Origin of the sequence: Stenotrophomonas sp. SrG, assembly GCF_050031795.1 — a bacterium.
Lineage (GTDB): Bacteria > Pseudomonadota > Gammaproteobacteria > Xanthomonadales > Xanthomonadaceae > Stenotrophomonas > Stenotrophomonas rhizophila_A.
Genome location: NZ_JBNBBE010000013.1, coordinates 58,198 through 78,121 on the forward strand (window position 1 = coordinate 58,198; position 19,924 = coordinate 78,121).

The window sequence follows — 19,924 nt, forward strand, 5'->3', positions numbered from 1 at the left end:
CATGGGGGGTAGCAGGCAATGGCATTGACCAAGGCTGAGATGGCCGAAAAGCTGTTCGACGAAGTGGGTCTGAACAAGCGCGAAGCCAAGGAATTTGTCGACGCGTTCTTCGATGTACTGCGTGAAGCGTTGGAACAGGGACGTCAGGTGAAGCTTTCCGGCTTCGGCAACTTCGACCTGCGGCGCAAGAACCAGCGCCCGGGCCGCAACCCGAAGACCGGCGAGGAAATTCCGATTTCCGCCCGTACGGTGGTCACCTTCCGTCCGGGCCAGAAGCTCAAGGAAAGGGTAGAGGCATATGCTGGATCCGGGCAGTAACCGCGAACTTCCGCCGATACCGGCCAAGCGCTACTTCACCATTGGTGAAGTCAGCGAGCTGTGCGATGTAAAGCCGCACGTGCTGCGCTACTGGGAAACCGAATTTCCCAGCCTGGAACCGGCCAAGCGCCGTGGCAACCGCCGCTACTACCAGCGCCACGACGTGCTGATGGTGCGCCAGATCCGCGGCCTGCTGTACGAACAGGGCTACACCATCGGCGGTGCCCGCCTGCGCCTGGAAGGTGCCGGCGCGCGCGACGAATCGGCGCTGAGCAACCAGATCATCAAGCAGACGCGGATGGAGCTGGAAGAAGTGCTCCAGCTGCTGCGTCGCTGAACCATTTTTCGATCAAACCGGTTATACTCGTCTGCCCGCTGAGAGGCGGGGACAACACCAGCAACATCGGGGCGTAGCGCAGCCTGGTAGCGCATCTGCCTGGGGGGCAGAGGGTCGTCGGTTCAAATCCGGCCGTCCCGACCATTGTTGGTGACACGATCAAGGGTTCGCACTTCTGGTGCGGGCCCTTTTTTGTTTTGGCGGTGTTGCATTGTGCGGGAGAAAACCAAGTTGACGATTGAACGTTCGCGGCCCCAGGAGGGCGAACGCGTCATCGAGATCTGCCGCAGTGCCGTCGACGCGACGCATGGTTACCTGGCTCCTGAGGACCGCCTCGCCACCGACGAGATGTTCGTTGACGGCGATATCGAGCGGGCTGGCAATCTATAGTTGGATTTAGATGCGCTTTCAGCTCTGGTCAATGTTCAGAAGCTGTTAGAAAATCAATTTCTATTACATTTCTTGGCGATGGAATTCCATGAAGAATGACCCTCTTACGATCATTCCGAAGGAGTGCCCCGATGACGCTATCAGGCACGCACCCGTTGGCCGAAAGCAGCAGGGAAGTATGGCCGTGCGGGCAGAGGATATCGCCGAAGCACTGGCCAAAGCGCCTAGCCGCGGGTTCAGCATGAAAAGTGCGCTCGACGCTTTTAGCGACATCCGGCCCAGTCGGAACTGAACTCCACAGAGTGACCCTACGGAACGGGTTTCTCGCGCCAGATCGCAAGCGCTTTTGGCGCCCACGCGTCCCGACGACGCTGGCCAGGATTGCTCATCGCAACCTAATGCACGTGTTAATGAACATTAGCGTTGGGTCACACATTCGATGCGCCTGCGTTGCGCGCCACCCTGATTGGAGGTAGAGTTCCCGGCGTTGGTGATGGGCAAAGAGCCGGCGGTGATTGCTTGGTCGATGTTTAAGGCTACATCCGCAGAGGGCCCGGCTACTAAACGACAAGTAGCATTGCAATGATTGCCCAGCTTGGCTGGGATGCTCCGACCCCCCTCCGTGGTGACACGAGAGGCCTGCTAAGGAGATAGCTGCGTCATTGCCGTCCAACACGAAACAAGGCCCCTCACGGGGCCTTTTTCGTTCGTTGCGGACTGACGCGCCCGATTTGAATTCCTTTGCCATCGCGGCAGTAGCCTCCTGACACAACGGAGTAGTGGCTCTCCGGTCGGCTGATGTGTTCAAGGATCACATTGCCTACCCTGAATCTCACTGTCTCCAAGCGCGGTTCCATCTGGTAGAACACCGTGACTGGTCCCGCCAGGCACTCCGCAACGTGCTTTCGCACCGCAAGGAGTGCGACATCGTGGTCCCCGATGTGGTGAAAGTGCGCTTTCCACAGGTGTTCAAATCCGAAACCACGATTAGGGCCACGGTGCGCGCCGTACTTCAGGTAGACGGGACCAGCCGGGAAACGCGGCCCTCGGTGAACCAACATTTCTGGAAGAATCCCGAACACTTCCGAACCGTTGGTAGGGTGTTGGAGTCTTACTTCCTTGTGCCATACCGGATGCTTCACCACAGCTCCATGATTGCCGCACTCGCACCCCGACAATGCGTTCCGGGTGCTTCCTGATCGGATGACCGGAGCCTAGCTAAGCTAGCTAGGCCTGGTCGTGACCGCATAGGCAATTGGACAGATCAGCACGCTGACGCTAGAAGAAGCGACGATGATTGTCGTTTCTCATGCGTACGATGGAGTCATACATGCGCTGGCGTGCCGGGCATCGCGTCGAATGCGCTAGTGGCTGATTGGCGAGTCGTTCTCTTTCATCGGAGAAGGAGCGAGTGGTTCTTCGTCGATGTCGACGATGGCGATCAGTGCGAGGAGATTCTTGACCGGCATGTCCTCAACCGTGCCAGGGCAGCGTTCGAGCACATCGATCAGCTCCAGCAGTTCGATGATTCGCAGATCGTAGATACGAAACAGCTTGCGTATGACGCGAAACAAGTCGTGTCGAGAGGGGTCGTGCTGGCCGATCATGCGTTTGACGAAGTTGCCCGCAGCAGGGGAGCTTCCGCAGCGGGTCTCCGCGAGGGCCTGCATGATCTCGCCGATGGTCAGCGAATCGAGCGGTCGCGCGGTGGCAGCCAGGCGCTTCTCGAGGTCGACCCATGCCGAACTGTTCCATTCCAGCGAGTCGGAAATATCACCGAAGTAGTGAGCGAGGTGGACGGCGACGCGGGTCGGGGCTGCGAGGGAGTCATTGGACATTGCGGAATTCCTCAGTAGAAGTGAGATCCACCGCCCTGCGGAATGCCGATGGGCGCTGGTGCGCCTTTGGCTTCGGAACGCCAATTCCGGCCGCCGGATGTGCGGCGACGGACGGATGCTGCGTGTGATCAGGCAGGCCGTCAATGGCTGGGGCGACGAACTGTGCGGTAGGAACCCTTTCCTTGATCAAACTGTGTCTCAGGACGCGCTTGGGTTGTGCGCCGGGTGCATTCTGTGTGGGCGCGCTGCACTGGCTGCGTCGCGCCAGCTACCATCCAGATGTCAGTTTGAAACCGGTTTTCATGGAGGACACCCTAATGGCGGTGCGGCGACTAAGGGCCACAGATCTCGAGCAGGCCAGTGCGGTGTGCATGGCGTCCTTCATGGAGGCGGTGGCGCCGTCGCTGTCTCCGCTGGGGATTGAGACCTTTACCGGCATCGTGTCGATGAACGGGTTCGCCGACCGCATGTCCGACGACAACGACATGTTTGTATTCGAGACCGCCGGGCTGGTTGTCGGGGTGGCCGAGCTGATGGGCGGCCAGCACGTGGCGACGCTGTTCGTGGCGCCGGGGTGGCAGGGGCAGGGGGTTGGGCGGGCGCTGATGACGGCGCTGCTGGAGTGCGCGCGGGGCGAGGTTGTTACGGTGCGGGCCTCGTTGAGCTCGGTGCCGGCTTATGAGCGGTTTGGGTTCCGGATTGCGGGAGAGGTGGGGGAGTATCTGGGGCTGGTGTATCAGCCGATGGAATGTGTGCTTGCTGAGGGGCTAGCGGACTAACAGTCCGCTCTACCGGGCGCGTCTGCCGCCTTCGCTCACAAAGCGCTAACGTGATCCCACTTTCACGCGGCCGCCCCTATGCTTCCCCTAAATGAACAGGGCTTTCTCCCGTGCTGCAGGAACAGGAAGACAACAGCGCCAAGTGGCGGATCTACGAAGCCCTTCTGCAGGCAACTCCGGATCTGTCCTACGTCTTTGACCTGGAGCACCGCTTCATCTACGCCAACAAGGCGCTGCTGAACATGTGGGGCATGACCTGGGATGAGGCGATGGGCAAGACCTGCCTGGAGATCGGCTACGAGCCCTGGCATGCGGCGATGCACGATGCGGAGATCGATCGGGTGATCGCCACCAGGCAGCCCATCCGCGGTGATGTGCCGTTTCCGCACGCCACCGAGGGCGTGCGCATCTATGACTACATCTTTACCCCGGTGATTGGTCCCGATGGCGAAGTGGAGGCCATTGCCGGCAGCACCCGCGATGTGACCGAGCGCAAGCGCCACGAGCAGCACCTGCAGCTGCTCATCAACGAGCTCAACCACCGGGTCAAGAACTCGCTGGCCATGGTGCAGTCCATCACCCGCCAGACCTTCCGCAACGCGCAGAACATCATCGACGCTGGAGAGAAGATCGAAGAGCGCCTGCTGGCCTTGGCCGGAGCGCACGATGTGCTGACCCGGGAAAACTGGCACAGCGCCGATATCCACGATCTGGTCCAGGCCACGGCTGATCTGCACGGCGAAGGCGGGCAGCGCTTCGATATCCAGGGCGCACCCTGCCGGCTCGATCCCCGCCGTGCCCTGGCGCTGGCCATGGCGCTGCATGAGCTGGGCACCAACGCGGTCAAGCACGGTGCGCTGTCCGGGCCCGATGGCCGTGTGCGGGTGGAGTGGGGGCAGCGTCAGGTCGATGGGGAGGACATGATCGAGTTGGAGTGGCAGGAGCGCGATGGCCCGCCGGTGCAGCCGCCGGCGCAGCGCGGGTTCGGCTCGCGGTTGCTCGAGCGCGGCCTCAAGCATGATCTGGGCGGCGATGTGGAGCTCACGTTCGAGCCCGAAGGCCTGCGTTATCGGGTATCGATACCGCACGGCGATGACGCGGTCCAGGTGCACCTGTGAGCCCGCGCGTCCTGGTAGTCGAAGACGAATCGCTCATCGCGATGCTTGTCGAGGACGGGCTGGAGACGCTGGGCTACGAAGTGGTGGGCCCGGTGGGCACCGTCGATGCGGCGCTGCGGATCGTGGAGCAGACGCCCTTTGACCTGGCGCTGCTGGACATCAATCTGGGCGGGAAGCAGTCGTTCCCGATCGCCGAGGCGCTGGAGTCGCGCGGCATTCCGTACGTGTTCCTGACCGGCTATGACAGATCCAGCCTTCCGCTGGCGTTCCAACATCGGTTCGGGTTGCAGAAGCCGTTCCGGATGTCAGCCTTGCAGCAGGCGCTGGAAAAACTGCAGGGAAGCAAGCGTGGCGGCAACGCGCCTGCCCATCGCCCCACACTGGGCCAGTGATGACGGCGCGGCGAAATCAGCCGACGGCGCGAATCACTTCTTCAATCAGCACGACGTAGCAGGCCACGAAGTAGACCTTGAGCAGGGCGGGATGCTGCTTGGTGACGAATGCGCGCATGGCATTGGATGACGTAGTGGGACGTCAGCATTGTGACCAGCCGGTGAAATTGAGGCAACGGTCACACATTCAGTGCGGTGATGAGAGCCTGCGTGAGCGAGCTTAAAAATCAATAACTTGCGCGGGGATGGTCCGAAAAGCCCTCTACCGTTCGTCGGAAAATTCCTACAAGTGCGGCTGAATACGTAGCGAACGTCTTCACATGCGAGGTAGCGATTTCACGCCATTCACGCGCCCCATTCACTGTTGCGGCACGCGCCAATCGCTAGCGTGGAGTCCTGTCAGTCAACCCGCATTTCGGGCAAAGGAACAACATGATCAAGTGGGCCATCATCTTCGCCATCATCGGCCTCATCGCCGGCGCGCTCGGCTTCGCCGGCATTGGCGGTGCTGCCATTGGCGTGGCCAAGTTCCTGTTCTGGGCCGGCATCATCATCGCCGTCATCCTGTTCCTGCTGGGCATGACGGTCGCCAAGAAAGTGACCTGACCTCCAGGGTCGTAACGTGTAACACCGCCGAAGAAGCCTGCGCAGCGATGCGCAGGCTTTTTTGGTTCACTCGAAATAGAACGAAACGCCGAGCCCCGCCTGTACATCGGGGCTGTTGCTGTCCAGACCGAGGTCGAACGACGCGTCCAGCTGAACCCGTCGGGCCGCCATCCACGTCACGCCTGCACCGGCCACCGAGGTCGAGGATTCGCCGTGGGTGCGGGTGAAACCGGCCTCGATGTAGGTGCTCACGGTGTCGCTTACTGCCAGGCTGAGGCTGGGCGACCAGCTGAATTCGTCCTCGCCCGCGCCGCGCGTGGCATTGGCATACAGCGCGCCGCTCCACTGGTCGTTGAAGGTGTATTCGTAGCTGGCGCCGAGGTTGTACTGGGTGCCGCCTTCGCCGAAGTCGCGTGAGCCGGTATCGACGCTGGTGCTGGCCAGCAGTGCGACAGCATGGGTGTCCGAATCGAGGGGAAGGGCGAACTTCAGTGCAAGGCCGCTGTCGCCGGCGCCACGCGTCGTGGTGGTGGGCGCATTGCGCGGGGCTTCGCGCAGGCGGTTCCAGGGGCTGCCGAACGCCTGCAGTTCCAGGTTGGCGCCCAGGCCCACGCGCAGCAGCAGGTCGGTGCCGTATTGCGTGGTGCGCGTGCCGTCGTCATCACGGTCGCGTTCGTAGCTGGGCAGCCCCAGTTCCAGTGCGGCGCCGCCGCGCGGCAGCACCGAGGCTGAGAAACCCAACCCCGGGCGGTCGAACGCCGGTGTTTCCGCATCGTCCTGCTGCGCCCACGCCGGCGCGGCCAGCGCCAGCAACACCACCGCCATCACACCACGCATCGCCACACCTGCTGTTGGAAACAGCTGCAGCCTAGCGAGGCGCCGGCAACGCGCCGTGAGGATGTCGCGGCGGTCAGTCGGGAGCGCGGCCGTCATCCTGGCCTGCGTCTTTCTCACGGCGAGCATCGTCATCGCTGTCATCGAGGCCTTGCCGCATGTGGCGCTGGCCGGGCAGGTCCGCCGACAGGACGCGTGAGGGTTCGGCGACCAATGGGCTGCGGCCCTGCACATGCACGCGCGGCAGGGGCGTGCGCGGATCGGGCAGCACCCAGAAACCATTGCTCAGTTCCGGCCGGCGTGCCACCTCGTGGTCCAACGGCGGGGTGGGCTCTTCCTCTTCCGGATCAAACCACTGCAGGTCCTGTCGCCTGCCGCCTTCTTCATGCTCATGGTCGTGCGCGCTGTCGCGGTCGTCCGCGGACGAGGGCGTCATCGCATCCAACGCGTCGGCCGCTTCCTGCCAGCCCGGCGCATCGGCGCAGACCGCCTCGGCGAGCGGGGTGGGCGATTCAATGCGCGGTGGGAGGGGCGGTGGGATATCGGAAGGAACTCGCATGGGCAGTGCGTCCGCTGCGCTGGAAGGGAAACCGGACAGTGATCCCGCCCACGCCGGTTTTCAACGCAACAAGTCGCAAACTGCCCCACCGTGCGGACTAGGCCGGGCGGGTCAGCGCCAGCAGGCCTTCGAGCAACCTGGCGGCACGCGGCTGCCCGTCATCGTCGATCGGGCAGGCCATGGACTGCAGCCAGAAGCCGTGCGCGGCGCGGCGCGCGGCCGTGAGGCGGTGGTCGTCGCCTTCGCCGGGGTGGCGCAGCAACTGCTCCTGGATCCACCGTTTCAGTGCCTGGGCGATTTCCGGATCCGGCCGTCCGCGCGGCACACCGGCGCCCGGTTCGGGCGGCAGCAGGCACGCACGGAAAATGGCGGTGACATAGGCGCGGGAAAAGCGTCCATGGCGATCCGGATCCTGTTCGATCAGCGCCTGTACGGCTTGGTCGAACGAGACCAGCGCGGCAACCAGCGCCGGTGCATCTGCAGGGTCTTCAGTGCTCAGCATCGGGAAAGGTCGGCTCATGTGGGGGCATGCGGTAGTTGTGGCGGCGTGGTGCCCGCCTGCGCGAGCACCCCATGCAGCAGTTCAATCACCCGTTCGCCCTGGCCGTTGCAGGCCAGTTCGAAGGTGGTGTGGCCGCCCAGGGCGGCCAGTGGGGCATGCAGGATCCATTGCAGTACCTGGGTGCGGTCCGGCTCGATCTGCAGCGCTACGTTGGCGACACGGCGTACGATGCCTTCGCGCATGGTCAGAATCCGTAAGTGAGCGCCAGCAGCGCGGTATCCATGTGGTCGCCCCGGGTCATCGGGCTGTCCTTCACCGCGCTGGAAAGCAGGGTGCGGCGCAGCGATGCGGTGGCGGTCCAGTGCGCGCCCAGCGGCATCAGCGCGGTGACATCCATGTACGGCGCCACGCCGCTGCCGGCCCTGTAACGCGCCAGGCCGCTGCGCTGCGCTTCCTCGGCACTGATGCCGAAGTAGTAATCGTTGAGCGCGCTGCTTGCGTAGTTCACGCCCACGCCGGGAATCAGCACGACCTTGCCGGTTGGAATCGGGTAGGCGTACTTTGCATCGGCCGCGATGCCGCCGCCGTGGCCGCTCACTTCGGCCAGCACGTTGGCCTGCAGCACGCCCCACGGTGCGGTATGGCGCACGGCGGCACCGGCCATCGCCGAGAGGTTGCGGTTGTCGAGCTGGCGCAGCTGCAGGTCATCGGTGTCCTTGCGCTTGAAGCGCATCACGTGCGGCTGGGCCAGCAGCGAGACTTCGGTTTTCTCGTTGTCGAACAGGGTGTAGCCGATGCTGCCGCCACGGAAATGGAACTTCCTGCCTTCGTAATTGATGACCGGTACGGGCAGCACGTCGGTGTCATAGCCGGCGTAGGGAGATTTCTGCGCTACCACGGCCAATCCCAGGCTGCTGCGGGGTCTTTCGCCGGGGGCGGCCTGGGCCAGCACGCTGCCGCTGGCCAGCAGGCCCAGCAGGGTGATGCCTGCCGTTGCTGCCTTCCGTGAACCGATCTGCATGGGTACTGCTCCTGGGGGGACGATCAAACCCCCATGATGTCCCCCGGACATTGTGGGAACGTTGCGCCGGCCAGCGCGGTACCATCGGCGCCCATCACCCCTGTTGCCCGTATTGCCATGCGCATTCTGCTGCTCGAAGACGACCCCGAACTGGCAGGCGCCATCCAGGCCAGCCTGGGCCGGCATGGCATGGTGGTGGACCTGGTGGTGTCGATGGCGCAGGCCGCCGAAGCGCTGAAATCGGGCGTACACCAGGTGCTGCTGCTGGACCGGCAGCTGCCCGATGGCGATGGCGCCAATTTCGTGCGGGTGGCACGCAGCCACATTCCCAACCTGCCGGTGATCATGCTCACCGCGCGCGATTCGGTGGCCGACCGCGTGGTCGGGCTGGATGTGGGCGCCGACGATTACCTGACCAAACCGTTCGCGGTGGAAGAGCTGCTGGCGCGGATCCGCGCGATTTCGCGGCGGCCGGCGCAGATCACCCTGCCGGTGCTGGCGCTGGGGCGGCTGCAGTTTGATTTCGTGGCACGCCAGGCCACCGTGGCCGGTGCGCTGCTGGCACTGCCGCGCCGCCAGCTGCTGGTGCTGGAAGCACTGGCGCTGCGCCAGGGCCGCACGGTGGCGCGCGCGGCGCTGCAGGAAGCGGTGTATGGCTTCGATGATGAGATCCAGTCCAACGCGCTCGATGCACACGTTTCCAAGCTGCGCCGCGCGCTGGCCGATGCCGATGCGCAGGTGGAAATCCACGTGATGCGCGGCATTGGCTACCTGCTCAAGGAAACGGCATGAAATTCCTCAAACCCGGCTCGCTGTCCTTCAGCCTGGCCTGGAAGATCTGCCTGATCCAGATGACCATGGTGGCGGTGGGCCTGACCGGCATGGTGTTGATGTACGGCGACCGCGGCGCGGCGTATATCGACTGGAAAACCAGCCAGTCGGTGGCCGAGGCGATCCATGTGGACGGCGATGCGCTGCGCGTGGATTGGGATGCGGTCAACGAAGCGGTACCTGACCGCCCGGCCACGTTCTGGTTCGCCGCCGCCGATGAGCAGGGCCGGACGCTGGAGCAGGGCACCGTACCGGCCGCGTTCCGCCCACTCGTGCAGCAGCTGCAGCACGTGGAGCCCACCGATGTGCGCACGCGCACGCACGGGGTGGAGCTGGCGATGCGGGTGTGGGTGACCGAGCCCGATGGCGGCCGCATCCACGTGATGCTGGGCGGCATTCCGCATCGCGGCCTGTGGCGGCAGATGCTGGTGGTGATCGGCTACCTGGGCGGCTGGATCACCCTGCCGCTGATCGTGATCACGCTGGTGGTGGCGCCGTGGGCAATTCATCGCTCGCTGCGCGGGGTGAACCGGGTGGCGGCGCAGGCCGCGGCGATCCAGATCACCGAACGCGGGCGCGGCCTGGATACCCACGCCGTACCTCGAGAGATCGTACCGCTGGTGGATGCATTCAATGCAGCCGTGCGGCGCATTGGCGAGAGCTACGATGCGCAGGATCGCTTCCTGGTGGGCGCGGCGCATGAGCTGCGCATGCCCATTGCGATCCTGGCCACGCGCATTGCCGACCTGCCGCCGGGGCAGGTGCGTTCGCGCCTGCAGCGCGACCTTGGCCGGCTGAGCAACATCGCCGAACAGCTGCTGGACCTGCAGCGGCTGGATCACCACCGCAGCCAGCACCAGCGCATCGACCTGGCCGCGTTGACAGGCGAGGTCGCCGCCGATGTGGCGCCACTTCTGATCGATGCCGGCTACGAATTCGCGGTGGAGGCACCGGAGGCGCCGGTGTGGGTGCTGGGCGATCCCGATGCGCTGCACCGGGTGATCAGCGGGCTGCTGCAGAACGCCATCGCCCACGGCGGCGGGCGTGGCCTGGTGGTGGTGGAGCTGCAGGCCGGCGGGGTGCTGTCGGTGAGTGACGAGGGCGATGGCGTGCCCGAGCAGGCCCGGCAATCGATTTTCGAACCGTTCCACCGGCTGCGCCCCAGTGGCAGCGGCAGCGGGCTGGGGCTGTACCTGGCGCGCGAGATCATGCTGCGCCACGGCGGCAGCATCGTGGCCGAAGAGGCGGCCAGCGGCGGTGCACGGTTTGTGATGACCTTGCCGGTGGTATAGGGAAAGTGCGGTGCCGGGTATAGGGCGGATACCAATATCAGACTAATCCGATAGTTCGGTATCGGCTTCAGCCGTATGGTGCGGGTCAGGGATAACCCCCGGAGTGCACCATGAACATTACCGTGAAGCACGCTGACCACCGCTGGTGCGTTCTTGACCCCAGCCGCAATGAAGCCGCCGCCTTCGCCGAAGGCGCGGTGGCCTTCGATTTCGCCGACAACCTGGCCCGTGAGCAGCACGCGGAAACCGGGCGCAGCGTTGGCGTGCGGGTGGAAGTGGAAGACGCGTTTGTCGATGTGGTCCGCTATGGCTGAGCCCGTCGGAACCGGTCAGCTGCGCGTTGGCTAGTTGAATCGACCCTGAAATCAGCGACCTTCGGCCTATAGGCGAAGGGCCTCGCTTGCCTGATCCTGTGCCTATTCACAAAACGGATCGAGGCAGGCATGAGGAACAACGCGATGGCGAATGGAACGCACAAGTGGGTGTGGGCGCTGCTGCCGGCGCTGCTGGCTGCAGGCGCTGCTGCCCAAGCGCAGCAGTACGACCGTTACCGTGACGATGGCTACAACGATGGCCCGGTGCGCTGCGAATCGATCAAGGGCCGCACCCAGCAGTGCCCGATTGAGGGCCGCGCGCGGCTGGTGCGCCAGCTGTCGGGAACCCAGTGCATCGAGGGCGACAACTGGGGCCAGGCACGCAACGGCGTGTGGGTCACCCGGGGGTGCCGCGCGGAGTTCGTGGCCGAAGGCCGGCGGCCCTCGCATGGCAATGGCAACGGCTGGGGCAACAACGGCGGTGGCTGGGGCAATGGTGGGCGCGGGCAGGTGATCAGCTGCGATTCCAACGACAACCGCATGCGCCGTTGCAACGTCAGCATCCGCCGCGAGGCCCGGCTGATCCGCCAGACCTCACGCAGTGCCTGCGTGGAAGGCCGCACCTGGGGCTGGAACCGCGATGGCGTCTGGGTCAACGGCGGTTGCCGCGCGGAATTCGAAATCCGGTAAGGGCGTAACGCTTCCGCGCGGGATTTGGGGTCAGGCGCTCAGCGCCTGACTGCCGAGATTCGGCCAACGCTTCAACACGGCGGCACGGATACCCGCAGCATCAATCCCCGCTTCGGCCAGCAGGTCTTCGCGGCTGGCATGGTGCTGGAAGCTGTCCGGCAGGCCCAGGTGCAGGAACGGGCGCAGCACGTCTTCTGCATTGAGCAGCTCGGCCACGCCGGACCCGGCGCCACCGGCCACCACGTTGTCTTCGATGGTCACGAAGCCCTGATGGGTCTTGGCCAGCTCCAGCAGCAGCGCACGGTCGAGCGGCTTGATGAAGCGCATGTTGACCACGGTCAGGCCCAGCTCGCGGCCCACCGCTTCGGCGGCCGGCACGGTGCTGCCAAACGCCAGCAGCGCGATGCGGCTGCCCTGCACGCGCAGGTCGGCCTTGCCGATCTCCAGCGTGGACAGGTCGTTGCCGGCGTCCACGCCGGTGCCGCTGCCACGCGGGTAGCGCACGGCGGCCGGGCCGTCGTACTGCAGGCCGGTGCTGAGCATCTGCCGGCATTCGGCCTCGTCGGCCGGGGCCATGACCACCATGTGCGGCACGCAGCGCAGGAAGCTCAGGTCCAGGTTGCCCGCATGGGTGGCACCGTCCGGGCCGACCACGCCGGCGCGGTCGATGGCGAACAGCACATCCAGCTTCTGTACGGCCACGTCATGCACCAGCTGGTCGTAGGCGCGCTGCAGGAAGGTGGAGTAGATCGCCACCACCGGCTTGGCGCCCTGGGTGGCCATGCCGGCGGCCAGCGTGACCGCGTGCTGCTCGGCAATGGCCACGTCGTGGTAGCGCTCCGGGTATTCCTTGCTGAAACGCACCAGGCCAGAGCCTTCGCGCATGGCCGGGGTGATGCCCAGCAGGCGCGGTTCGGCGGCGGCGGCATCGCACAGCCAGTCGCTGAACACATCGGTGTAGGTGGGCTTCTTGGCGCCGCCCTTGGCGATCAGGCCCTTGTCCGGGTCGAACGGGCCCACCGCGTGGTAACCGATCTGGTCACCCTCGGCGCGCTCATAACCCTTGCCCTTGGTGGTCATCACGTGCAGCAGCTTCAGGCCCTTCAGGCCCTTGAGCGTCTTCAGCGTGGCCACCAGCGCGGGTACGTCGTGGCCATCGATGGGGCCGGTGTAATGGAAGCCCATTTCCTCGAAGAAGGTGGACGGCACGAACATGCCCTTCCAGTGTTCTTCCCAGCGCTTGACGAAGCGCGCCGACGGGGATTTCTTCTTGTCGCCCAGGATCCGCTTGCCGCCTTCGCGCAGCGCATTGAGCGTGCGGCTGCCGGTTGCCCGGCCGAGCATCTTGGTCAGCCCGCCCACGGCTTCGGAGATCGACATGTTGTTGTCGTTGAGGATCACCAGCAGGTTCGGTTCCTGCTCCATGCCACCGGCATGGTTGAGTGCCTCATAGGCCATGCCGGCGGTCATCGCGCCATCGCCGATCACCGCCACCACCTTGCGGTCGTCGCCTTCAAGCTGGCGCGCGATCGCCATGCCCAGCGCGGCCGAGATGGAGGTGGAGGAATGGCCGACCCCGAAGGTGTCGTACTCGCTTTCCTCGCGCTTGGGGAACGGCGCCACGCCGTCCTTCTGCTTGACGGTGTGGATCTCGTCGCGGCGGCCGGTCAGGATCTTGTGCGGGTAGGTCTGGTGTCCCACGTCCCACACCAGCTGGTCGACCGGGGTCTGGTACAGGTAGTGCAGGGCCACGGTGAGTTCGATCACGCCCAGGCCGGCGCCGAAATGGCCGCCACTCTTGCCTACCGATTCGATCAGGTAGGCACGCAGTTCATCCGCGATGGCGGGCAGTTCGGATTCTTCGAACCTGCGCAGGTCATCCGGGTTCTGGATGCGCGACAGGCGGGGATAGCGTGCGGAATCGATCATTTTTATCGCGCTTCTTCTCAAGCGCCTATTTTCGCCCCCAAACCGGGGTGGGGCAAGCAAACCGCTCCGCCGGTGAGCAAAGGGTGAGGGTTTCCTGCGACAACGTGTCGCAGGTTCAGGCGGCAAGCTTGGAACGTTTGGGCAGCTGCGCCTTCAGGAACGCCATCTGGTCGGCCAGGATGTTGCGGTTGGAGAGGATCATGTGTTCGATCCAGCTGGGCCGGTAAGGCACGGCCAGCAAGGGCATGCCGGCCTGCTGCGGGGTGCGGTCGCTCTTGCGCGAGTTGCAGTGGAAGCAGGCGCTGACCACGTTTTCCCACACGTCCAGGCCGCCCTTGGACAGCGGCATGACGTGGTCGCGGGTCAGCTGCGGGCGGTGGAACTGTTGGCCGCAGTACAGGCACAGGTGCGCATCGCGCGCGAACAGCGCCTGGTTGGACAGGTTCGGGGTGGGATCGATGGCACGGGAACGGGCGTGGCCGCGCGCGGCGATGATCGGGTGCAGGTCAACCCCGCTCTGCAGGCCGGTCAGGCGGTTGATGCCACCGTGGATGTGCAGGCAGGGATCGCCCAGGGTCCAGGCAACGGCATCGCGCGAGTAGAGGCAGGCGGCGTCCTGCCAGTTGATCCAGTCCAGTACGCGTCCATGGGCGTCCAGGGACAATAACCGGACGCTGCCGGGCCGATGCAGGGAAACGATCGGCGATACCTCGGCGACCGGGGCGGGCGAGGCTCCGGTATCGATCAGACCTAAGCTCGTAGTGTCTGTCTCCATCGGGAAAACAGCTTATACCGGATTGGTTACGGTTTGTGTATAGGCGCGGGCGCCTACACCCAAACCGTAACCAATCCGGAACCCCGGGGCATACCTCCTATACCCCGCGCCTGTCGGCGCGCCCCCTTTAACAAAAGGGGGCTCCTGGTCTGTGGGATGCAGCGCCGGCCGCGCGTGATGCGGTAGGTACCGACCGTTTGTCGGTACGGCTCTTAGTCGCCGAAACGGACGTCTTCCATGGCCATGAGCGATTCCGCGCCGGCCTGGATTGCTGCCGCATGGCTGAGCGTGCGCGGCAGCATGCGGGCGAAGTAGAAGCGGGCGGTTTCGCGCTTGGCCTGCTTGAAGGCCTCGCTCTGCGCGGACGCATCAGCGGCGGCCACGCTGCGGGCCCACCAGTACGCCAGCACCACGTAGCCGGAATAGAACAGGTAATCGAAGCTGGCCGCGCCCAGTTCGTCCGGGTTGGTGGCCGCGCGCTGCAGCGTCGCCATGGTCAACTGGCCCCATTCCTGGGCCTTGGCGCGCAGCGGGGCGATGAACTCGGCCAGCGCTTCGTTGCCTTCGTTGGCCTTGGCGAAGGCCTCGATCTCGGCCAGCATCATCTTCAGCCCGGCGCCCTGGCTGGCGGCGGTCTTGCGGCCGATCAGGTCCAGCGCCTGGATGCCGGTGGTGCCTTCGTACAGCGTCGTGATGCGTGCATCGCGGGCCAGCTGCTCCATGCCGTGCTCGTGGATGTAGCCGTGGCCACCGAAGCACTGCAGGGCGTTGTAGGTGTTCTCGATGCCCCATTCGGTCTGGCAGGCCTTGGAGATCGGGGTGAGGAAGCTCACCAGGGTCTCGGCGCGCTCGCGTTCGCCGGCATCGTCGGCGTGGTGCGCCACGTCGATCAGGGTGGCCGCGTGCAGCGCAAGCAGGCGGCTGCCTTCCACCAGCGACTTGATCGAGAGCAGCATGCGGCGCACGTCCGGGTGGACCAGGATCGGGTCGGCCGGCTTGTCCGGGTTCTTCGGGCCGCTCAGCGAACGCGACTGCAGGCGTTCACGCGCGTACTTCAGTGCGTTCTGGTAGGCGCGCTCGGACAGGCCGATGCCCTGCAGGCCCACGCCCAGGCGCGCGGTGTTCATCATGGTAAACATCGCCTGCAGGCCCTTGTGCGGCTGGCCGACCAGGTAGCCCTCGGCGCCGTCGAAGTTCATCACGCAGGTGACCGAGCCCTTGATGCCCATCTTGTGTTCGATCGAGCCGCAGCGCAGCGCGTTGCGCTCGCCGACGTTGCCGTCACGGTCGACCTTGAACTTCGGGGTGACGAACAGCGAAATGCCCTTGGCACCGGCCGGCGCGTCGGGCAGCTTGGCCAGCACCAGGTGCACGATGTTGTCGGTGAGGTCGTGTTCGCCGGCGGTGATGAAGATCTTGGTGCCGGTGATGGAATAGCTGCCATCGGCATTGGGTTCGGCCTTGGTCTTGAGCAGGCCCAGGTCGGTGCCGCAATGCGGTTCGGTCAGGCACATGGTGCCGGTCCAGCGGCCTTCGATCAGCGGCTTGAGGAACGCATCCTGCTGCCAGGCTTCGCCGTGCTGCTTGAGCGCTTCAATGGCGCCATGCGAGAGCAGCGGGAAGTTGCCCCATGCCAGGTTGGCGGCGTTGATCATTTCGTTGAGCGGCACGCCCAGCGTGTGCGGCAGGCCCTGGCCGCCCAGTTCGGGGGCTGCGGTGAGGCCGGTCCAGCCGCCATCGACGAACTGCGCGTAAGCCTGCTTGAAGCCGGGCGGGGTGGTTACTTCGCCGCTGGCCTGGTCGAGCACGCAGCCGATTTCATCGCCCACGCTGTTGAGCGGCGCCAGCACGCTGGTGCTGAAGCGGCCGGCTTCTTCCAGCACCGCATCGACCACATCGGTGGTGGCATCGGCGAAACCCAGGCGGGCAAACAGCGGCTCCACCTTCAACACGTCATGCAGGGCGAAGCGGATATCGGAAAGCGGGGCGGTGTAGCTGCTCATCGTCAGGTCTCGATCAGATGCGGGGATCAGGTGGAAGCGGTGGTGGGGTCAGCGCAGCACGCCGGGCAGGCCGGGGGCCTGGTTGAGGGTGCTGCGGCTGTCGATCTCGAAGCTGCGCTGCTTCTTTTCCTGCGGGGTGGCGGCCACGGTGCCCTTGAGCGAATAGCCCAGGGTGCGGTTGCCGGCCAGGGCGTCGGCCACCACGATGCGCGCGGCCGAGGAGGGCTGCAGTTCCACGTTGATGACATCGGCCGAGACGCCGCCGATGGAGATGGCCGGGCGTACGCTCACCTTGCCGGCATCCTGGTCGCCCACCTGCATCTGCAGCTCCACGCTGTCGAAGGTCATGGGCATGGAGCTGAAGTTCTGCAGGCGCAGGGCCAGGGTCCAGTTGCCGTTGGCGCCCACGGTCAGCTGCTGCACGCTGGCAGCCGGCGGCGAGACGCGCTTGACGTTGGTGTTGCAGGCGGTCAGCGCAACGGCGGTGCCGGCCAGCAGGGCAACGGTAAGAACGGTACGGAGGCGGTGGAACATGGGCGCAAATCCTCGTGCAGGTGCCGCGTAAATAAGAGCATACTACGGCGTATGGTAGTTGTGCGGGTGTAGGGGGTGCGGCTACCGGCCGTGGGACGCAGGCCGGTAGGAATAGACCGTTGGTCGATACGCATCCTAAGACAAGCGAAGGTGCGTTCAGGTTTCAGGCGCGCCGGCGATCAATCCACCGGGGCCATCACCTTCAGGGGCGCCAGGTCATACCCCATCGCTTCGGCTTTGGCCTTCAGGCTGGCGAACAGCGCGGCATCCATCGTCGGCGAGCGCGACAGGATCCACAGGTACTTGCGGTCCGGGTCGCCCACCACCGCCCACTGGTAGTCCGGGTCCAGCGCGATCACCCAGTAGTCGGCCCATACCAGCGGCACCCAGGCCAGCCAGTCCGGCACGAAGCGCACCTGCAGCTGGCCCGGTTCGCCTTCCACCGGCCGCGCCACGCCCTCGGCTGCGATGCGCTCGCCATCGCCGGTGCGGCAGGCGTTGTGCACGCTGATGCGGCCATCGGCGCGCAGCGCGTAGGTAGCGGTGATGTCGCCCACGCATTTCTTCTGGAACGACACGGGCAGGTGCGCGATTTCATGCCACTGGCCCGCGTAGCGGCCCATGTCCAACGCAGGCACTGAACGCACCGGTTCCACCGCGTGGGTGGTGACGGCGGTGAACAACAGTGCAGCAGCAAACAGGGCAGGGCGAAGGCGCATGGGTGTCTCCCGGCAGGAGGCCCGAGCTTAGGGGGGAGCACGCTGGCGGGTGTAAAGGTTTTGTCAGCCGGTGCTGATCAGGGTGCGAAACGAACGTGGCGCGGGTCGCTTACCTGGAGCTGGGTCTGGAAGTAGTACTTGCCGGAGGGCTTGCCGTCGTGGGTGAACGCGATGGTGGTGCGGCGGGCCGTGCCCTGTACCAGCAGGCGACGGTTGACCAGGTATTCCAGCGGCATGCCCAGCTGCTTCTGCAGTGCTTCGCGTTGCGTGGCATCCAGCGACACGTTCAACGCAAGCTGATGACGGTAGTCGCGTTCGCTGTTGAGGTAGATGCGGTCTTCGGTAACGTCGGTGTTCTTGACGGTGAACACGAAGGTGCCACTGATGCCGCGCTGCGGATCTTCGTTGGCGGCGAAGACGGCTTCGGCGGGGGTGATCCAGCCTGGCGTCACCGTCGGCATCGGCGCGTTGGGGGCGGTCATCGCCGTCTGGTGCGCACAACCAACACTGAGCAGCAGCAACGGCAGAAGCAAAGCAACGCGCATGGGACATCCTTGTTCAATGACGGTGTCCGCATTGTGCATGTGCCTGCCTGCAATGCCACTACAGCAATGCAAAAAAAAAGACCTGCATTTCTGCAGGTCTTTTGGATTCATGGTGGCCGAGGACGGAATCGAACCGCCGACACGGGGATTTTCAATCCCCTGCTCTACCAACTGAGCTACTCGGCCACTTCATCGCTGCGTTGCCGCTGGCGAGGACGCGAATAATACGGAGGTCTACGAGGTTCGGCAAGCGTTTCGACAAAAAAATTTCACATTCGTTGCTGCGGCCTTGGCCTGGCGCGTTAAATGCTTGATCGCAGGCGTGGGCCGCGCATGAATTGCTGTTCATCAGCGCGCGTGGTCGTGCGCGTCACCGGGCATGGCGGCCAGCAGCACGATGCCCAAGGCCATGAAGATGGCCGCCAGCAGCAACGACGCCTGGTAGCTGCCGCTGCTGCGGGCCAAGGTGCCGGCCAGCGCCGGCGCCAGGATCTGCGCCACCCCATAGCTGAGGGTGAGGTTGGCCATCGCCTTTGCCGGGTTGTGTGGATAGTGGCGGCCGACCACGGTGAGGGTGAGGCTGACGATGCCGGCGAAGGTCAGGCCGAACAGCAGCGCGCTGCCGAGTCCGGCGGCCAGGCCGCTGTCCAGCAACGGCAGTACGAACGAGGCGGCCTGCAGGGCGAAGGCCAGCATCAGGGCGCGGATCAGGCCGATGCGCGCGGCGATGCGGTCCCAGGCGAACGTGGATGGCACCGCCGCGAGTCCCACCAGCACCCATACCGCGCTGCCGTGGCCACGGAAGGCGGGGGTCTGTTCGAGGATGGCCACGATGAAGGTGGCGCTGACCACGAAGCCGACGCCGGCGCAGAAATAGGCCGCCACCAGCAGTTGGCGCCAGCGCCGGCTGGGCGGGGGCGGCGCTTGTGCGGCCTGTGCGGCAGAGGTCGGGGTGGGGGCCGGCATCCAGCACCAGGCGGGAACCAGGAAGAGCAGGCCAAGCAGGCCCAGCCAGCGCCATTGCGCGCTGGAGTCGGCGTGCCCGGCAAGCAGGCCGGTGGCCAGCCCGGAGACCACGATGCCCAGGCCCAGGCCGGCGAAGTGCAGGCCCAGGCGTGGGCGTTGCCGGTTGCCCAGCAGCCAGTTCAGCACCAGCCCGGAGGCCAGCAGCAGGCCGGCGGTGCTGGACAGACCCGCCACGAAGCGCAGCAGGCTCCACAGCCAGGGCTGCGTAGTGGTCCCCATCAGCGTTGTGGCGGCAACCGCCAGCACCAGCCCAATCCGGTAGAAGCGGAATTTCTGCTGCATGTCGCCCACGCGCGCCGCCAGCAGGGTGCCGAGCAGGTAGCCCAGGTAGTTGAAGGTGGCCAGCCAGCCGCCCTGCGCCGCGCTGAGGCCGGCATCCACCCGCATCAAGGGCAGCAACGGGGTGTAGGCGAAGCGGGCCAGCCCGACGGTGAGCACCAGCGCGCAGATGCCGGCGGCGATGACCTGCCAGGGTTTGCGTGCAGTGGAGGGGGCGAGGGAAGTGGACATGCGTGGAACCGGAAAGGGATGCGTCCATGGTCGATCAGGTGCGTGGCGGCTGTCTTTCGATA

General features: G+C 65.1%; 24 protein-coding genes and 2 tRNA genes. 12 read left to right on the forward strand and 14 right to left on the reverse strand.

Annotated features, from left to right (window positions below; genetic code table 11):
- The first annotated feature begins 18 nt into the window (after positions 1-18).
- The 4 genes from ACQG3P_RS13300 (at position 19) to ACQG3P_RS13315 (ending at position 1,045) form a co-directional block, all read left to right on the forward strand.
- Positions 19-318, forward strand: a complete 300-nt coding sequence (locus tag ACQG3P_RS13300; RefSeq protein ID WP_005410432.1) for an integration host factor subunit alpha — start codon at positions 19-21, stop codon at positions 316-318.
- Positions 299-655, forward strand: coding sequence for a MerR family transcriptional regulator (locus tag ACQG3P_RS13305; protein ID WP_068853353.1), 357 nt, complete (start codon positions 299-301; stop codon positions 653-655). The genes ACQG3P_RS13300 and ACQG3P_RS13305 overlap by 20 nt, the downstream gene beginning before the upstream one ends.
- 67 nt (positions 656-722) lie before the next feature.
- A tRNA-Pro gene (locus ACQG3P_RS13310) sits at positions 723-799 on the forward strand.
- 87 nt (positions 800-886) lie between these two features.
- Entirely contained in the window at positions 887-1,045 is a 159-nt protein-coding gene (locus ACQG3P_RS13315; RefSeq protein ID WP_306987993.1) for a hypothetical protein, read from the forward strand.
- A 1,364-nt stretch (positions 1,046-2,409) separates the two neighbouring features.
- On the opposite strand, the gene ACQG3P_RS13320 is transcribed toward ACQG3P_RS13315, so the two are convergent.
- The gene (locus ACQG3P_RS13320) at positions 2,410-2,883 is read right to left on the reverse strand and encodes a hypothetical protein (RefSeq protein ID WP_426805315.1); all 474 of its coding nucleotides are present in this window, start codon (positions 2,881-2,883) and stop codon (positions 2,410-2,412) included.
- A gap of 182 nt (positions 2,884-3,065) precedes the next feature.
- Between ACQG3P_RS13320 and ACQG3P_RS13325 the strand changes: the two genes are divergently transcribed.
- The 4 genes from ACQG3P_RS13325 (at position 3,066) to ACQG3P_RS13340 (ending at position 5,778) form a co-directional block, all read left to right on the forward strand.
- On the forward strand, positions 3,066-3,662 hold the full coding sequence (locus ACQG3P_RS13325) for a GNAT family N-acetyltransferase (RefSeq protein WP_426805316.1): 597 nt from the start codon (positions 3,066-3,068) through the stop codon (positions 3,660-3,662).
- A 113-nt stretch (positions 3,663-3,775) separates the two neighbouring features.
- A complete protein-coding gene (locus tag ACQG3P_RS13330; RefSeq protein ID WP_426805421.1) occupies positions 3,776-4,780 on the forward strand; it encodes an HWE histidine kinase domain-containing protein in 1,005 nt (334 codons plus the stop codon).
- On the forward strand, positions 4,777-5,172 hold the full coding sequence (locus tag ACQG3P_RS13335; protein ID WP_068853346.1) for a response regulator: 396 nt from the start codon (positions 4,777-4,779) through the stop codon (positions 5,170-5,172). Before ACQG3P_RS13330 ends, ACQG3P_RS13335 begins: the two co-directional genes overlap by 4 nt.
- Before the next feature lie 432 nt (positions 5,173-5,604).
- Positions 5,605-5,778 carry a DUF1328 domain-containing protein gene (locus ACQG3P_RS13340; protein WP_068853344.1) on the forward strand — a complete coding sequence of 58 codons (174 nt, stop codon included), beginning with the start codon at positions 5,605-5,607 and terminating at the stop codon, positions 5,776-5,778.
- A 66-nt stretch (positions 5,779-5,844) separates the two neighbouring features.
- On the opposite strand, the gene ACQG3P_RS13345 is transcribed toward ACQG3P_RS13340, so the two are convergent.
- From ACQG3P_RS13345 to ACQG3P_RS13365, 5 genes are all read right to left on the reverse strand, one after another.
- Positions 5,845-6,615 carry a transporter gene (locus ACQG3P_RS13345; RefSeq protein ID WP_426805317.1) on the reverse strand — a complete coding sequence of 257 codons (771 nt, stop codon included), beginning with the start codon at positions 6,613-6,615 and terminating at the stop codon, positions 5,845-5,847.
- Between the two features lie 73 nt (positions 6,616-6,688).
- Complete coding sequence (locus tag ACQG3P_RS13350) at positions 6,689-7,171, reverse strand: hypothetical protein (protein ID WP_426805318.1); 483 nt, start codon at positions 7,169-7,171, stop codon at positions 6,689-6,691.
- 97 nt (positions 7,172-7,268) lie between these two features.
- Positions 7,269-7,691, reverse strand: coding sequence for a hypothetical protein (locus tag ACQG3P_RS13355; protein WP_141236189.1), 423 nt, complete (start codon positions 7,689-7,691; stop codon positions 7,269-7,271).
- A complete protein-coding gene (locus ACQG3P_RS13360) occupies positions 7,688-7,915 on the reverse strand; it encodes a hypothetical protein (protein WP_426805319.1) in 228 nt (75 codons plus the stop codon). The genes ACQG3P_RS13355 and ACQG3P_RS13360 overlap by 4 nt, the downstream gene beginning before the upstream one ends.
- Positions 7,916-7,917: 2 nt before the next feature.
- The gene (locus tag ACQG3P_RS13365) at positions 7,918-8,694 is read right to left on the reverse strand and encodes a MipA/OmpV family protein (RefSeq protein ID WP_217538901.1); all 777 of its coding nucleotides are present in this window, start codon (positions 8,692-8,694) and stop codon (positions 7,918-7,920) included.
- 117 nt (positions 8,695-8,811) lie between these two features.
- Here ACQG3P_RS13365 and ACQG3P_RS13370 point away from each other — a divergent pair, with 117 nt between their 5' ends.
- From ACQG3P_RS13370 to ACQG3P_RS13385, 4 genes are all read left to right on the forward strand, one after another.
- Entirely contained in the window at positions 8,812-9,486 is a 675-nt protein-coding gene (locus tag ACQG3P_RS13370; protein WP_426805320.1) for a response regulator transcription factor, read from the forward strand.
- The gene (locus tag ACQG3P_RS13375) at positions 9,483-10,817 is read left to right on the forward strand and encodes a sensor histidine kinase (RefSeq protein ID WP_426805321.1); all 1,335 of its coding nucleotides are present in this window, start codon (positions 9,483-9,485) and stop codon (positions 10,815-10,817) included. Before ACQG3P_RS13370 ends, ACQG3P_RS13375 begins: the two co-directional genes overlap by 4 nt.
- 110 nt (positions 10,818-10,927) lie before the next feature.
- Complete coding sequence (locus tag ACQG3P_RS13380; RefSeq protein ID WP_068853328.1) at positions 10,928-11,131, forward strand: hypothetical protein; 204 nt, start codon at positions 10,928-10,930, stop codon at positions 11,129-11,131.
- A gap of 144 nt (positions 11,132-11,275) precedes the next feature.
- Complete coding sequence (locus ACQG3P_RS13385; protein WP_184126555.1) at positions 11,276-11,821, forward strand: DUF3011 domain-containing protein; 546 nt, start codon at positions 11,276-11,278, stop codon at positions 11,819-11,821.
- Positions 11,822-11,851: 30 nt separating this feature from the next.
- Here the strand turns inward: ACQG3P_RS13385 and dxs are convergent, their stop codons facing one another.
- From dxs to ACQG3P_RS13425, 8 genes are all read right to left on the reverse strand, one after another.
- A complete protein-coding gene (gene dxs, locus ACQG3P_RS13390; protein WP_426805322.1) occupies positions 11,852-13,750 on the reverse strand; it encodes a 1-deoxy-D-xylulose-5-phosphate synthase in 1,899 nt (632 codons plus the stop codon).
- A 115-nt stretch (positions 13,751-13,865) separates the two neighbouring features.
- Positions 13,866-14,525 (reverse strand): HNH endonuclease, encoded by a 660-nt coding sequence (locus tag ACQG3P_RS13395; RefSeq protein WP_217538904.1) that lies wholly within the window; start codon positions 14,523-14,525, stop codon positions 13,866-13,868.
- A 212-nt stretch (positions 14,526-14,737) separates the two neighbouring features.
- Positions 14,738-16,528 carry an acyl-CoA dehydrogenase C-terminal domain-containing protein gene (locus ACQG3P_RS13400; RefSeq protein WP_426805323.1) on the reverse strand — a complete coding sequence of 597 codons (1,791 nt, stop codon included), beginning with the start codon at positions 16,526-16,528 and terminating at the stop codon, positions 14,738-14,740.
- A 48-nt stretch (positions 16,529-16,576) separates the two neighbouring features.
- On the reverse strand, positions 16,577-17,062 hold the full coding sequence (locus tag ACQG3P_RS13405) for an LEA type 2 family protein (RefSeq protein ID WP_095362845.1): 486 nt from the start codon (positions 17,060-17,062) through the stop codon (positions 16,577-16,579).
- Positions 17,063-17,241: 179 nt separating this feature from the next.
- Entirely contained in the window at positions 17,242-17,781 is a 540-nt protein-coding gene (locus tag ACQG3P_RS13410) for a lipocalin family protein (RefSeq protein WP_426805324.1), read from the reverse strand.
- Positions 17,782-17,858: 77 nt separating this feature from the next.
- Complete coding sequence (locus ACQG3P_RS13415; RefSeq protein ID WP_095362843.1) at positions 17,859-18,326, reverse strand: hypothetical protein; 468 nt, start codon at positions 18,324-18,326, stop codon at positions 17,859-17,861.
- 110 nt (positions 18,327-18,436) lie between these two features.
- A tRNA-Phe gene (locus ACQG3P_RS13420) sits at positions 18,437-18,512 on the reverse strand.
- A gap of 162 nt (positions 18,513-18,674) precedes the next feature.
- On the reverse strand, positions 18,675-19,862 hold the full coding sequence (locus ACQG3P_RS13425) for a YbfB/YjiJ family MFS transporter (protein WP_095362842.1): 1,188 nt from the start codon (positions 19,860-19,862) through the stop codon (positions 18,675-18,677).
- Positions 19,863-19,924 lie beyond the last annotated feature (62 nt).